This window comes from Vibrio sp. V10_P2A27P122, from assembly GCF_963874335.1.
GTDB classification, from domain to species: Bacteria; Pseudomonadota; Gammaproteobacteria; order Enterobacterales; family Vibrionaceae; genus Vibrio; species Vibrio anguillarum.
The window spans coordinates 1-13,096 of the sequence record NZ_CAWNHY010000005.1 but is presented as its reverse complement, the minus strand read 5'-3'; the positions used below and the strand labels follow the sequence as shown (position 1 = coordinate 13,096).

The 13,096-nt window shown below is 44.0% G+C and carries 14 protein-coding genes and 2 pseudogenes; 7 read left to right on the top strand and 9 right to left on the bottom strand.

Annotated features, from left to right (window positions below):
• The 3 genes and pseudogenes from AACQ17_RS00350 to arsJ form a co-directional block, all read left to right on the top strand.
• Positions 1 to 550: pseudogene (locus AACQ17_RS00350) on the top strand (ArsJ-associated glyceraldehyde-3-phosphate dehydrogenase); the annotation flags it as partial.
• Between the two features lie 12 nt (positions 551 to 562).
• A complete protein-coding gene (locus AACQ17_RS00345; protein WP_094129684.1) occupies positions 563 to 1,060 on the top strand; it encodes a cyclin-dependent kinase inhibitor 3 family protein in 498 nt (165 codons plus the stop codon).
• 49 nt (positions 1,061 to 1,109) lie between these two features.
• A complete protein-coding gene (gene arsJ / locus AACQ17_RS00340) occupies positions 1,110 to 2,336 on the top strand; it encodes an organoarsenical effux MFS transporter ArsJ (RefSeq protein ID WP_170935150.1) in 1,227 nt (408 codons plus the stop codon).
• Between the two features lie 134 nt (positions 2,337 to 2,470).
• Here arsJ and AACQ17_RS00335 read toward each other — a convergent pair whose 3' ends face one another.
• The 8 genes from AACQ17_RS00335 to radC form a co-directional block, all read right to left on the bottom strand.
• The gene (locus tag AACQ17_RS00335) at positions 2,471 to 2,941 is read right to left on the bottom strand and encodes an arsenate-mycothiol transferase ArsC (RefSeq protein WP_094129690.1); all 471 of its coding nucleotides are present in this window, start codon (positions 2,939 to 2,941) and stop codon (positions 2,471 to 2,473) included.
• A gap of 329 nt (positions 2,942 to 3,270) precedes the next feature.
• Positions 3,271 to 3,498 (bottom strand): hypothetical protein, encoded by a 228-nt coding sequence (locus AACQ17_RS00330; RefSeq protein ID WP_094129694.1) that lies wholly within the window; start codon positions 3,496 to 3,498, stop codon positions 3,271 to 3,273.
• Between the two features lie 47 nt (positions 3,499 to 3,545).
• The gene (locus AACQ17_RS00325; RefSeq protein WP_094129697.1) at positions 3,546 to 3,914 is read right to left on the bottom strand and encodes a hypothetical protein; all 369 of its coding nucleotides are present in this window, start codon (positions 3,912 to 3,914) and stop codon (positions 3,546 to 3,548) included.
• Between the two features lie 30 nt (positions 3,915 to 3,944).
• The gene (locus AACQ17_RS00320) at positions 3,945 to 4,679 is read right to left on the bottom strand and encodes a WYL domain-containing protein (RefSeq protein WP_094148080.1); all 735 of its coding nucleotides are present in this window, start codon (positions 4,677 to 4,679) and stop codon (positions 3,945 to 3,947) included.
• Positions 4,680 to 4,817: 138 nt separating this feature from the next.
• The gene (locus tag AACQ17_RS00315; protein ID WP_015296107.1) at positions 4,818 to 4,994 is read right to left on the bottom strand and encodes a hypothetical protein; all 177 of its coding nucleotides are present in this window, start codon (positions 4,992 to 4,994) and stop codon (positions 4,818 to 4,820) included.
• Between the two features lie 3 nt (positions 4,995 to 4,997).
• Positions 4,998 to 5,441: a DUF2787 domain-containing protein gene (locus AACQ17_RS00310; RefSeq protein ID WP_094148078.1), complete on the bottom strand. Its 444-nt coding sequence runs from the start codon at positions 5,439 to 5,441 to the stop codon at positions 4,998 to 5,000.
• 51 nt (positions 5,442 to 5,492) lie between these two features.
• Positions 5,493 to 5,930: a DUF2787 domain-containing protein gene (locus tag AACQ17_RS00305; RefSeq protein ID WP_166538113.1), complete on the bottom strand. Its 438-nt coding sequence runs from the start codon at positions 5,928 to 5,930 to the stop codon at positions 5,493 to 5,495.
• Positions 5,927 to 6,400, bottom strand: coding sequence for a RadC family protein (gene radC, locus AACQ17_RS00300; protein ID WP_094148074.1), 474 nt, complete (start codon positions 6,398 to 6,400; stop codon positions 5,927 to 5,929). The genes AACQ17_RS00305 and radC overlap by 4 nt, the downstream gene beginning before the upstream one ends.
• A gap of 275 nt (positions 6,401 to 6,675) precedes the next feature.
• Between radC and AACQ17_RS00295 the strand changes: the two genes are divergently transcribed.
• Together AACQ17_RS00295 and AACQ17_RS00290 are read left to right on the top strand one after the other, a co-directional pair.
• A complete protein-coding gene (locus tag AACQ17_RS00295; protein WP_094148072.1) occupies positions 6,676 to 7,170 on the top strand; it encodes a hypothetical protein in 495 nt (164 codons plus the stop codon).
• Between the two features lie 106 nt (positions 7,171 to 7,276).
• Positions 7,277 to 8,485: an IS256 family transposase gene (locus tag AACQ17_RS00290; protein ID WP_094148070.1), complete on the top strand. Its 1,209-nt coding sequence runs from the start codon at positions 7,277 to 7,279 to the stop codon at positions 8,483 to 8,485.
• 141 nt (positions 8,486 to 8,626) lie between these two features.
• On the opposite strand, the gene AACQ17_RS00285 is transcribed toward AACQ17_RS00290, so the two are convergent.
• The gene (locus tag AACQ17_RS00285; RefSeq protein WP_094148068.1) at positions 8,627 to 9,571 is read right to left on the bottom strand and encodes an LPD25 domain-containing protein; all 945 of its coding nucleotides are present in this window, start codon (positions 9,569 to 9,571) and stop codon (positions 8,627 to 8,629) included.
• Positions 9,572 to 10,180: 609 nt separating this feature from the next.
• Between AACQ17_RS00285 and AACQ17_RS00280 the strand changes: the two genes are divergently transcribed.
• Entirely contained in the window at positions 10,181 to 12,790 is a 2,610-nt protein-coding gene (locus AACQ17_RS00280; RefSeq protein ID WP_094167654.1) for a type I restriction-modification system subunit M, read from the top strand.
• 1 nt (position 12,791) lies between these two features.
• Positions 12,792 to 13,096 (top strand): annotated as a pseudogene (locus AACQ17_RS00275) (hypothetical protein); the annotation flags it as partial.

Sequence of the window (13,096 nt, the reverse complement as noted above, 5' to 3'; positions counted from 1 at the left end):
TTGTACCACCAACTGCATTGCGCCTATCGTCAAAGTGATTCACGAGCAACTTGGTATTGAACACTCATCGTTTACGACCATTCACGACTTGACCAACACGCAAACCATTTTGGATGCACCGCATAAAGACCTTCGCCGTGCGCGTGCTTGTGGTATGAGTTTGATCCCAACGACCACAGGTTCTGCGAAAGCGATTATCGAAATTTTTCCTGAACTTAAAGGAAAAATTGATGGTCATGCAGTGCGTGTGCCGTTAGCTAACGCCTCATTAACCGACATTATTTTTGATGTTAAGCGTGACACCACGGCTGAAGAGGTGAACGATTTACTTAAAGAAGCGTCGCAGAATGAGCTGAAAGGCATACTTGGTTTCGAAGAGCGCCCTCTTGTTTCTATTGATTACAAAGGCGACCAACGTTCAACGATTGTCGATGCGCTTTCGACTATGGTTGTTGGCAAGCGTATGGTGAAAATCTATGCGTGGTATGACAACGAAATGGGTTACGCAACACGTACCGCAGAACTTGTTCGTAAAGTCGGCCTAGCATAAGGAATCAAACCAATGACACATCCTACGTGGGAACTGCCTGTTGAAGACAATAACGCAGCGTTAATACTGACTCCTTGTCCTGGCACTAAAGAAGCGTCGCTGAGTGACAGTATTGATCAACTAAAGTCTCAAGGTGTAACCATCGTTGTTACGGCACTGAGCACTCATGAGATGCAAGAAAAAGGTGTTGGTGACTTGCCAGACCTTGTTGAGCAAGCAGGCTTGCAATGGTTCCATACACCAATAGAAGATGACTGCGCACCAAACGAAGCGTTTTTGGCTCGCTGGAAACATATATCCCCTTCGTTACACAAAGCTATAGAAAATGGCGAAAAGATAGCGATGCATTGTATGGGAGGATCAGGGCGTACTGGTTTGCTTGCCGCCCATCTCTTGCTAGAGAAAGGCTGGGAGTTGCAAGAAATCATCACTCATGTCCAGTCATTACGACCTGGCGCGTTTACTAAAGATGTACAAGTTGAGTACATCCACCAATTTGCTAATCAATAGAAGCCTTGAAGAGCTGCCTTAGGCGGCTCTTTTTTTAAAGAGAGTGAATATGTTGTCTAAACTCAACCAAAATGTCCGCCAGTACATGTTGGTCACATTTAACTATTGGAACTTCACTGTTACCGATGGCGCATTACGCATGTTGGTGGTGCTCTATTTTTATGATTTGGGGTATTCAACCTTAGAGATCGCCTCCCTGTTTCTTTTTTATGAATTCTTTGGCGTCGTCACTAACCTCATCGGTGGCTGGCTAGGTGCTCGTCTTGGGTTGAACCGAACGATGAATATCGGTTTGGGAGTGCAAATCATCGCTCTGTCAATGCTGGCTGTCCCTGCAAGTTGGCTCTCGATTCCATGGGTCATGGCGGCACAAGCCTTGTCAGGTATTGCCAAAGACCTAAACAAAATGAGTGCGAAAAGCTCCATCAAAACCTTAGTGCCAGAGAATGCGCAAGGAGCATTGTATAAGTGGATCGCCATACTTACAGGCTCTAAAAACGCGCTAAAAGGTGCAGGATTTTTCTTAGGTGGTGCGTTGTTATCGATGATTGGCTTCCAATATGCGGTAGCTGCGATGGCTGGTGTTCTTTTACTGGTCTTTATCGGCAGTGTGATTAGCCTTAAATCCGACCTGGGCAAAGCGAAAAATAAACCTAAGTTCTCTGAAATTTTTTCCAAATCTAGCAGCGTAAACATTCTATCCGCTGCTCGTATGTTCCTGTTTGGTGCGCGTGATGTTTGGTTTGTGATTGCACTGCCTATCTATCTGGGATCTGTGTTTGGATGGGATCATAGCGCCGTAGGTGGATTCCTGGCTATTTGGGTGATTGGTTACGGAATCATTCAAGGAATTGCACCAAAGATAACAGGCAGTAAATCGGGGCATACTCCAGATGGTAAAGCCGCGATAGTGTGGGCGTTGGTATTGTCTATAGTGACTGGCGTAATTGCTTACAGTGTTCAGCAGCAATGGCACCCAGAAGTGGTTATTGTCGTTGGATTGATGATTTTTGGTGCTGTGTTTGCTGTGAACTCATCACTGCACTCATACTTAATTGTCAGCTATGCCAAGGGCGATGGTGTGTCTCTGGACGTCGGTTTCTACTACATGGCAAACGCAATGGGGCGCTTGATAGGGACGATTCTATCTGGATGGGTGTTCCAAATGTGGGGGTTCTCAGCCTGTCTATGGGTATCCTTTGCCTTCTTAGCATTAACGACCATTATTTCGTTTTGGCTGCCTATAGGTACAAATCAAAAACTGGCTCAGCAATAAATAAAACTAAGCAGATTTGTTCACCAATGCCAGCTACGATTGCTGGCATTATTTTTTAACCTCAAGTCATCGAATAAGCGAGAGCTGTAAAAAACGTTAATGAAGTAGTATCAGTTCGTTACGTATACACTTATCTACATTGATTTCAGATCGAGCACATGCTGTTTTATTTCTTCAGAATCGAGATTTTGAAAATCGATGTTTGCAAGAGCTCCAATTCTTCGTTTTAGAGAGGAGTATACTTTATCGCACTGCTTGTTAAATTCGGAGACTGAAGCTTCATCATTAGGCAATGGCTCAAGATCCCAAGCAACACGAATACCAGCAGATAACCAGTTTGGGCAAGTTTCATTGTGCATTGTGTCACACACAGTAATTATTAGATCTGGATGGAAGCTAAGCCTTTCTTCCCATGACGTACTGTGAAACTCAGAGGCATCAAAGCCATGCATTTCAAGGTATTGTGCAATACGAGGATTGATCTGACCCTTAGGATGGCTACCACCACTTGCGATTTGGAAATTTTCAGGCAGGTATTTTTTTGCAATTGCTTCAGCCAAAATGCTTCTGCTTGCATTATGTTTGCACACAAATAATATTTTCATCAATTGCCCTGTAGATGTTTAGGATTACTAAATTCGACATTTATCATACTTTCATTACAGTTTGTTGACTATTGAAAATAGGCATGAGCTAACTCATGGAAATACGCTGAGAAAGCGAGTCGTCTGCACTATCAATCAATATTGCGCAATAAATTTTGCCATACTTTAGATAATTGATGGTTCAGTAAATTAGCAGGAAGTATAAAACAGTTCTGTCCAAAAATGAGTTTAGAAGGCTAGTTTATTGATTGTGCCGCTTGTGCATTGAGACAAAAAAAGAATGGGGAGCGTGATTGCTCCCCATTGTCATTTTACCACTGCTGGTGGCATTACTTTTCTTTGATGGCTTCACAGCCTTTAGGAACGGCGATGGTCGATACATCCTTCCCAGACTCTTTTGCCGCTTTCACATCCAATTTGTATTGAGTACATTTGCCTACATTGACGTTGACGGCTCCCGAATCCGCGGATGGGTTGCCGCCCAGCGTTCCACCAGCAAATGCGGAAGAGGTTGAGAAAACTAACGCTGTTGCAATAAGTAGAGATGACTTGTTCATAGTTGATCCTTACGAGTTGGTTGAGTGTATTATTTGGGAATTGAAAGTTAGAAGGTGTAGACAAAGGTGCCAGCGCTGGAGGTGACTTCGATTTCTTTCACGCTGTCTACGGTGCAGTTGTTGCTGTATCCGGTGTAGGTTTGGCCGAACTTCAATGAAACGTTTCTTGATAGCTCTGAGGTAGTCCCCGCAGGTAATCGGCAGTTGCCACGGTTAATCACTACATTGCTAATTACGGTGTTGTCGGTGATAGCTTGAAGGTCAAAGACCAAAGTTCCCCAGTGGGGGTTAGCCGATATCGACACTTCAATATCAGCCGTTGCTGCTTGAGTCTCGTCCTGGTCGCTACAAGCGGTGAGTCCGATAAACAGCACGCTCATAGCGGCGTATCGGAGTAGAGTGTTGGTTAATGTCATAACGGTGCTCTCCTTATCGGTGAGTGAAATTCAGGACGCACTGACTCCATCGTGTTCACGCATGAACCGCTCAAGATTGAAATCAGTCGGATAGGTAAAAGAAAACGTCGATACACTGGCCTCATCAATCAAAGGCAAGGCTAGGGTGCGTATCGTGTGTTGACCGGATAATCGAAAGAGCAGCAAGAGCGCGTCACACTGAACCGAGAGTCCCAGTGGCTCAATGAGCGCCTTCTCTTGCTGCAATACTTGGCTAGATATCTTGAGCATACGGTTGTGCAATAATGCCGTGTGTACCGCATTCAACACTTGCCGTTGCTCGTCACTCCACTCGCGAATAGTGGGCAATGCTACATGTACTTTGGCTAACCATGCTTGCTCTTTTGACTGTGCTGAACCCTTGTGTGAAAAGGGTTTGTCTCTCTCCGAGGAGGACCCTTGCCCGTAATTCAGTGCATCAGGAACCAGCGGTAGTAAGTACTTGTTGGTCAGTTGCCAATAGAGCATTTCCTGCTTGTTGAGTTTCAGTAATTGCTCTGAGGTTTTCCGATAAACATGGGGCATGCTCATCGAATCACACTCCACGTTAAACACCTCCACAATGACTTCATCGAGGTAGCGTTTAATGCTGCGAGTGGTGCGGTGGATATCGAGTAGGGCTAACTGCTGCTGCAACTCCCTAACGGTAATCCATCGATGTTGAGGAATAAGCATCAGCGTGTGCAGCAAAGCGGATAACCCTTCAATGCTGGTTTTATTGCTCATGACTACGCTCTCAATACATCAAAGCTCCACACCGGAGTCGGACATTTAATGTCGGGAGAATAGAGGTGGGTCAGACACATAATGTCCAACGGTGAAAACAGCATCAATCGGCATCACCAAAGCGTGAGCCGATTAACATTAACGAGGCTTATGCTTATCACTGAGCTCGGCAATCGCTACCAATAACCCAATCAACAGCACCACCAGAAACCCTAAAGTGGATAGGGCTCCAATGGCACCAAAGAACGGGGAAAGTGAAAACAACGTAATGAGGGCAGTGACAAGTTTGATGGTTTGTAGAAGAAGGGAAGTCATGAGTTATTGCGGGGTGACGGCTATCTCGTTGTAAGCGTCCGTATCGACATAGGCAAGAAAGTTATTCTCCCATAGCCGATACAGCTCTTTGGCATCACGGTTACCTTGCATTGGTAGCCAGCCACGATAGGCCACAAAGAACTGTCCAACCCGAAAATCAAAATCCAAGTTGCGCTCTAGCTCTGGATAGTAATTCCCCATATAAGCAAAGTCGGTGATGTACTCAATACTCCATTCCCCTGTGGAGGTTTGGCAAATCGCCATCTCAACCGGATGGAAGCCACCCTCTTCCGCGCTGTAACTTTTATCGCGAAAGTTAAACACCAGATAACGGCTGGTGGTCAGTGCTTCATTACTCAGCAAATGAGCGGTGAGTTGCTTACTTAGCAGCTTATGCAGTTTCTTCGATACAGGTAGTGTGGATGCTGTGAAGGTTAGTTTGGACATGGTGAGTCCTCCTTGTTTCAGGATTCAAATAAGAAATGAGAGAGTGAGAATTTAGTGGAACGTACCGACCATCGTCAGTTGCACGTCATCAAAGACGTTTCTAAAAAGGTGACGAGCAAAGGCTTTCATCCATACCGAGAGCAGCTCTTGTACCTCTGGATGTGATAAATCCGTGCTCCCCACATCGGGTTGATAGCACCAACGGTTAGCCAGATGAAAGTACAACTCAGGCTCAACGGTTGTACTGTTATCATCGGGATAAGAGAAGCTGGCAAAGAACACCACCAGCCACGGGCTTGAGGCTGACTCACGTTTAAGCTGTACTTCAATGGGATGCAAACCTTGTCGATGTCGGTAGTAACTCATTTGGCGGCAGTTCAACACGAGTCGTTCCGCATTGTCCGAGATGTTGTATCTATTCAGAAGTGCTTCCAGTAACGCATGTAACGCATCATCAATGCACAGCTCGCCATAATGTTGTTCAATCATAACCATCCCCTTTCAGCAAACGAGGTGCAGGTATTGCCTGTCACGATATGGTCAAGTACGCGAACGTCCACCAGCGCTAAAGCGTCCTTGAGTCTTTCGGTTATGCGTCTATCGGCTTGAGACGGCGTTGAGTCACCGGATGGATGGTTATGGGCGAATATCACCGCTGCGGCATTGACTTCCAACACTGCTTTCACTACTTCTCGCGGGTAGACGCTGGCGGCATCCACCGTTCCATGAAACAGCTCTTTAAACTCAATCAGTCGGTTTTGGTTATCCAGTAGCAATAAGGCAAACACTTCACGCTCATGGCTGCCTAGCTTACAGCGCACATACTCTTTGGTGGCATCAGGATTGATTAGAGCATCACCACGCACGTAGCGCGTAGCCAGTATTTCTGCGGCATGCTCTAGGATTTCATTTTCCTGATAGCGTTGCTGTTTTTGGTAATCGGAAGTTTTGGGATTCATTTCAGGCTCCTGTCGGAATCAATGATGGGGTTTCACATTGATGACATATGCCTGAATATTTTTGGATTTAGGGACTGACTAGAGTGAGAATGGCGATGTAGTATGACAAGAATAAAATAGAGAAGTGGCCCCCAATTGTGGGCGAATAAGCTCCCTTGTTTTTTGTTAAGATGTTGATTTTTAATTGAGTTGGTAATTGAAAAACAGCATTATGTGAGAGTCAAAGGCTGCTTTCGCCATCTAATTAGCGTTATACGTTTTTGGAGGATTAGATATTGGAAAAACTAGTTCAGAAATTAGCTTCAATTGATGAATTGGAAACTTGGAAGCAACATTGCCAAGGTTATAGTTCCCAAGATAAGAAGGCTGCGTTCGAGCGCGCTCAATCGTTGTGGATTGCTAGAAAAGTATCCGAAAATACTCTCTATCTTCATCCCGAAGTTATCTCAGATCTTCAAAAGCAAAACTGGATTCCAAATGATCTTCAAAAGCGCATGATATGGGCAAGTGTGTTGGCTTCTGATGAGGGAAGCGATAGTAGACAACGTTTCAAGTCAATCAAAGCAAGCTTACTTAAGAAGCATGGTAGAGATTGGTGGGAAGACGTCTTTCAACGTCAAAAGTCTGCGTTTGCAGCTAAAGAGCGTATTCGTAATCAAACTGCTTCAAATGGTGCTGCTGTTAATATGTTGATGGCAGAAACTCACTTATTCGGTGATATTGCCAGAGATCAAATACATAGTGCATTGAGTATGGTTCCTAAGTGGTAAAAAACGAATTACACATTTAAGCGTTCAACATACTTGTTCATTCGAGAGTGTCCTGAATTCTGTGTAACTGTCTAGACTTAAGCCTTAAAGGCTAAGGATGGACAATATGGATAAGAAAGCACTCGAAGCTTTTGCTCGTGAAGCAGCAAAGTCAATTAAGACAGAATCTGATCTTGATGACTTCCGAAAAATGTTAACCAAGGTGACCGTTGAAACAGCGTTAAACGCTGAACTCGATGAGCACCTTGGATATCAAAAACACCAATCTAGAACCAGCTCCAATTCCCGCAATGGTTACTCGGGTAAATCAATCATCACGGATGATGGAGAGGTCGATATCGACGTCCCTCGCGACCGTGAAGCCAGCTTTGAACCTCAACTCGTCCGCAAGCACCAAACTCGATTCCAATCCATGGACGACAAGATATTGAGCCTATACGCGAAAGGTATGACCACACGTGAAATCGTCGCAACGTTCAAGGAAATGTATGATGCTGATGTCTCACCAACGCTGATATCGAAAGTAACCGACTCGGTACTTGAGCAAGTGATTGAATGGCAGTCGCGACCTCTCGACGAAATTTACCCTATCGTTTATCTCGATTGCATCGTGGTTAAAGTGCGTCAAGACAAGCAAGTCATCAACAAAGCGGTCTATCTTGCGTTAGGCGTCAACATGGAAGGCCAAAAAGAACTGCTCGGTATGTGGCTCTCTGAAACAGAAGGTGCCAAGTTCTGGCTTAACGTGCTGACTGAACTTCAAAACCGTGGAGTAAAAGACATCCTTATCGCCTGCGTTGATGGACTAAAAGGCTTTCCTGACGCCATCAACACTGCGTTCCCAGAGACGCAAATACAGCTCTGTATCGTCCACATGGTGCGAAACTCGGTCAAGTACGTCCCTTGGAAAGACTATAAAGCGGTGACGACTGACCTGAAGAAAATCTACCAATCAGCCACAGAAGATGAGGCTCTGCTGGCTCTAGCGCAGTTCTCTGACCGATGGGATAGTAAGTATCCTCAAATCAGTCGCTCTTGGACGGCGCATTGGGACAACCTCAACCCCCTGTTTAACTACCCAGAGGATATTCGCCGAGCCATATACACGACTAACGCCATTGAATCCCTCAACAGCGTTATTAGAAAAGCGATTAAGAAGCGCAAGCTCTTCCCAACGGATGAATCAGCTAGAAAGGTGATCTACCTGGCTATCCGAGATGCTTCCAAAAAATGGACGATGCCGATCAGAAACTGGCGACAAGCTCTAAACCGCTTTATGATTATGTTCGAAGACCGACTCACTCAATACATGTAACCCCGACAGTTACACAGAATTATTTACAGGGTCGTTCATTCGTATTGAGCTAAGTTCTTACTCAGTGACCAGTAGATAACTCCGAACAAAAAAATTGCACCACCTAGAGCTAAAGAGAGGCGATCAATTCGCCTCTCTTTTTTACTCGCGTATCGCGATCTCACCTAAGGGGACGTAACGTGCTTTATTATCCTCTCTATAAAAGTTTCTCTTTTTGATTTGCCATCCGTAACGAATGTACTTGGTATCAGTAAGGTAATAACCTTCTCCCATGGCAAAGCGCTCACGGTGTTCCACGCTTTTTTCTGGATCGTTAAGAAAAGCCGTTTCAGGGTGATTAAGACATGCTTTGCGTAGTTCTGGGAATAGGTTTCGAGAGTGTTTCGACCAAGCAAGAATGATGGTCTTTAACGTTTTGGTGTGAAATTCCCCAGCACGCGACTCACTGCTTTCAGCGTCATAGTCAGTCAGTGTGGCAACAATCACGCCCTTTGCCCATTGTGGTACAACTAAGGTCTCTTGAAACGTCTCCTCCGCTTGTCGATGTTCACGCCATACTTGTTCTAGCGCTTGCTCTTTTGCCTTTTCTTTCGCGGCTTCCTCGGCTTTAGCTTGCTCCTCGACCTGTTTTACTTGTAAACGTCCTAGGTCGACAAATGAGAGATCTAATTCATAAGTGTGGATGAGTTCGATTAACTGCTGGTGGTGCTTATCGTAAAGCCAAGGTTTATCGACATCCCCTTTATGTTGGCGGTAATAACGAGCCATACTTAAGCAGTGCTCTGCAAAGCCGTGGTCATTACCACCACATCCTAAATCTAGGCGGCATTCGTGCTGATGCTCATTATCAAAGATCACGGTTACTTTTGTTTTATCGTATCCGCCTAATGGGTTGCGTTTGGCAACCGTCAGAGCTTTCTTTTCAAATTCACTAAAATCATAAAGTGTTTCTTCTGTGAACTCGCGGGATTCAGACCAGTGGACAAGAACCGTGAGTGGTTTGATTTTTTTTGTCTCTAGCGTAAGTAATGAATCTGACTGGTCTATAGATAAGCTGTTTGGGTTATCTTGATGTGTTGTTTGCATAGGGTGTTCCTTTTTACGAATGAAATAAAAAAGACCACCTTGATAACAAGGTGGCCTCTAGAGTGGTGGGTGAACGTGCTTCTTGGTCGTTAAGCTGGTGGAATAGTCGTTCCTTTTTCGATTAATGGGGGTAATGCATAGTGATGAAATATATTTGAAAAAATTTGGATTCGAATTGATGGTAGGGGCAGAAGGGAGATGCTGAATGGTGGAGCATTTTGGCTAAAACAAAAAAATTACATATGAAACCGGAGCGCGGAAGTTTGGTTCTGCTCATTGTTGATTCTTCAATTCTCCCGTATTCTCCGTGTTTCAGAATGGATAAAGAGTTCGCGAGCGCACAATTCGGTGGTTGCTCAAATAGTTGCGGTTAAAAAAACAGCGACATAGTTAAAGCCAGCTTAGAAAAACACTTAGGGGTTTGCCTTTTGAAAATAGGTTCCTATCGGCTTTAACGTCGGTGGTTTTGGGCGTTTAAGAGTGGCGTTCTCCATGCGTGGATACAAGAGCAAGAAACTCAGCTGAACTGAGTCCCTGAACACAATATTACGAACATGTGCCGACAGTTTTCACGATGTCGGTCAATAGTTGAAATGAATTGAGTAGAATATGAATAAGCAACAATTAGCGGCAAAAATCTGGGAATCAGCAAACCAGATGCGTTCAAAGATCGAAGCAAACGAATACAAAGACTACATCTTAGGTTTCATATTTTATAAGTATCTCAGCGATCAACAGGTGGAGTTCGTCACCAAAGAAGGGATGACGCCCGATGAAATCAAAGCGCTAACAGAAGAAGATGCTGACACAGTTAAATACATTCAAGACAATCTAGGCTATTTCATCGCTTACGATAATTTGTTTTCAACATGGGTTGATCCAAAGTCTGACTTTGACGAATCTAACGTACGTGATGCGCTTTCTGCTTTTAGCCGTTTGATTTCTCCTACTTACAAAAAGTTGTTTGAAGGCATCTTTACTACTCTAGAAACAGGGTTAAGCAAACTTGGAGAAAGTGCGGGTAAGCGAACTAAAGCTATCAGCGACTTGCTGCACTTAATCAAAAGTATTCCAATGAACTCTAAGCAAGGCTATGACGTTCTGGGTTACATTTACGAGTACCTGATTGAAAAGTTTGCGGCAAATGCGGGTAAAAAAGCTGGGGAGTTTTACACGCCTCATGAGGTCTCGGTTCTCATGTCGCACATCGTTGCTCATGAACTCAAAAATAAAGACACCATTGAGATTTACGATCCAACGTCTGGCTCTGGCTCACTCCTTATCAATATCGGTGAGGCTGTTGAAAAGTACGCTAAAAACAAAGACAGCATTACCTATTATGCTCAAGAGTTAAAAGCGAACACCTATAACCTAACCCGTATGAATTTGATCATGCGTGGTATTAAAGCCAGCAACATTAAAACTCGTAATGGCGATACTCTAGAAGACGATTGGCCGTACTTCGATGAGAACGATCCACAAGGCACTTACGATGCTCTATACGTGGACGCCGTTGTTTCTAACCCACCTTATTCACAACAATGGGACCCTAGCTATAAAGATAGCGATCCTCGTTATTCGCGTTTTGGTCTCGCCCCAAAAACCAAAGCTGATTTTGCCTTTTTATTACACGATCTCTATCACCTAAAACCTGATGGCATTATGACCATTGTCTTACCTCATGGTGTGTTGTTCCGTGGTGGTGAAGAGGGGGAGATCCGTAAGCAGCTTATTGAGCAGAACCACATTGATGCCATTATTGGTTTGCCGAGTAATATCTTTTTTGGTACGGGTATTCCAACCGTGATTTTAGTACTTAAGCAAAAGCGTCAGAATACCGATGTATTGGTTGTTGATGCGTCTAAGCACTTTATTAAAGAAGGTAAAAACAACAAGCTACAAGCGAGTGATATTAAGCGTATCGTTGATGTTGTTATCAATCGTGAAAGTATCGATAAATTCTCACAAGTCGTGAGTAAAGAAACCCTGCGCAGCAATGGCTACAACTTAAACATACCACGCTATGTAGATTCTTCAGCAGCGGCTGAAAGTTGGGACTTACACGCTACCATGTTAGGCGGTATTCCTAACCGTGAAATTGATGAACTCAATGTATACTGGCTTGCTTTCCCACAGCTACGCAGCGCTTTGTTTGCGGCTAAATCTTCTGCGTACAGTGAGTTAGCTATTGCTAAAGATGCTGTAAATACAAGTATTAGCAGTCATCCACAAGTAGTTGAGTTTATCGCGACTTATAAACAGGCTTTTGCTGGGTTTGATGACGACTTAAACACCAAGCTAATTAAAGGTTGGCAAGGGGTTAACCGCAATCAACAAGAGGCTTCATTAAGTGCTGATCTCTTTAACCGATTAAGTCCCATTACTTTAATCGACAAATACCAAGCCTATCAGCTTCTAAACAACCAATGGCAAATCATTAGCGCTGATTTAGAAATGATGCAAACGGAAGGTTTTGACGCAACGAAGCAAGTTGACGCAAATATTGTTATCAAGAAAAAAGACGGTAAAGATACTGAGGTACAAGATGGCTGGAAAGGTCACATCTTACCTTTTGCTTTAGTACAAAAGACTCTCTTAAGTGATGACTTAGCAGCACTAGCTAAACAAGAAAATCGCTTGACTGAAATCTCAAGCACACTTGAAGAAATTTTTGAGTCTTTAAGCGAAGAAGACAAAGAACAAGACACGGTCAAAGAAAGTAAAGACGCCTTTGCCAATGCGGAAGTGGCAAAAGCAGCTAAGGTCTTCTTAAAAGAACAAAAAGACAGCAAGGTCAAATTTGCCGAAGACAGCTTGGAACCAGACGTTAGTTATAAGGCCAAGATTATTCGTGCGAACAAACTGATTGATGAAGAAAAAGCCTTGAAAAAAGCAGTTAAAGAAGCGACTACTCAACTACACCTAAAAACGAAATTAACCATCGAGGGTTTAAGCGAAGAGCAAGTGAATAACCTGCTGCACCTAAAATGGATTGCACCATTAAGCAGCGAGCTTGCTGCTATGCCAAATAGTGTGATTACCGAGCTCACCAGCAAGGTGCAAGCCCTTACCGACAAATATGCCGTGACTTATTCGCAAGTATCGAATGAGATAAAAACTACCGAGCAAGAACTGGCAGAAATGATGGGCGAACTCACCGGTAATGAGTTTGACCTACAAGGTTTGAGTGAGCTCACTAGATTATTGAAGGGCGCATAAGATGACTGTAGAAAATAACGTGCCTGAGATTCGGTTTAAGGGGTTTAGTGGGGAGTGGCAAGATAAAGAAATTGGAAGCATTTTAGCTGAGACAAAGCGCCCAATTGAGCTGCTTGATAACGAATTGTATCAATTGGTGACAGTGAAGCGTCGCAACGAAGGTGTTGTGCCTAGAGCTTCCCTCAAAGGAAAAGACATATTAGTAAAGAACTATTATGGAATTAAAGCTGGTGATTATCTGATATCAAAGCGGCAGGTTGTCCATGGTGCTAACGGGATCGTGCCAGAGAGCTTAGATAATGCAGT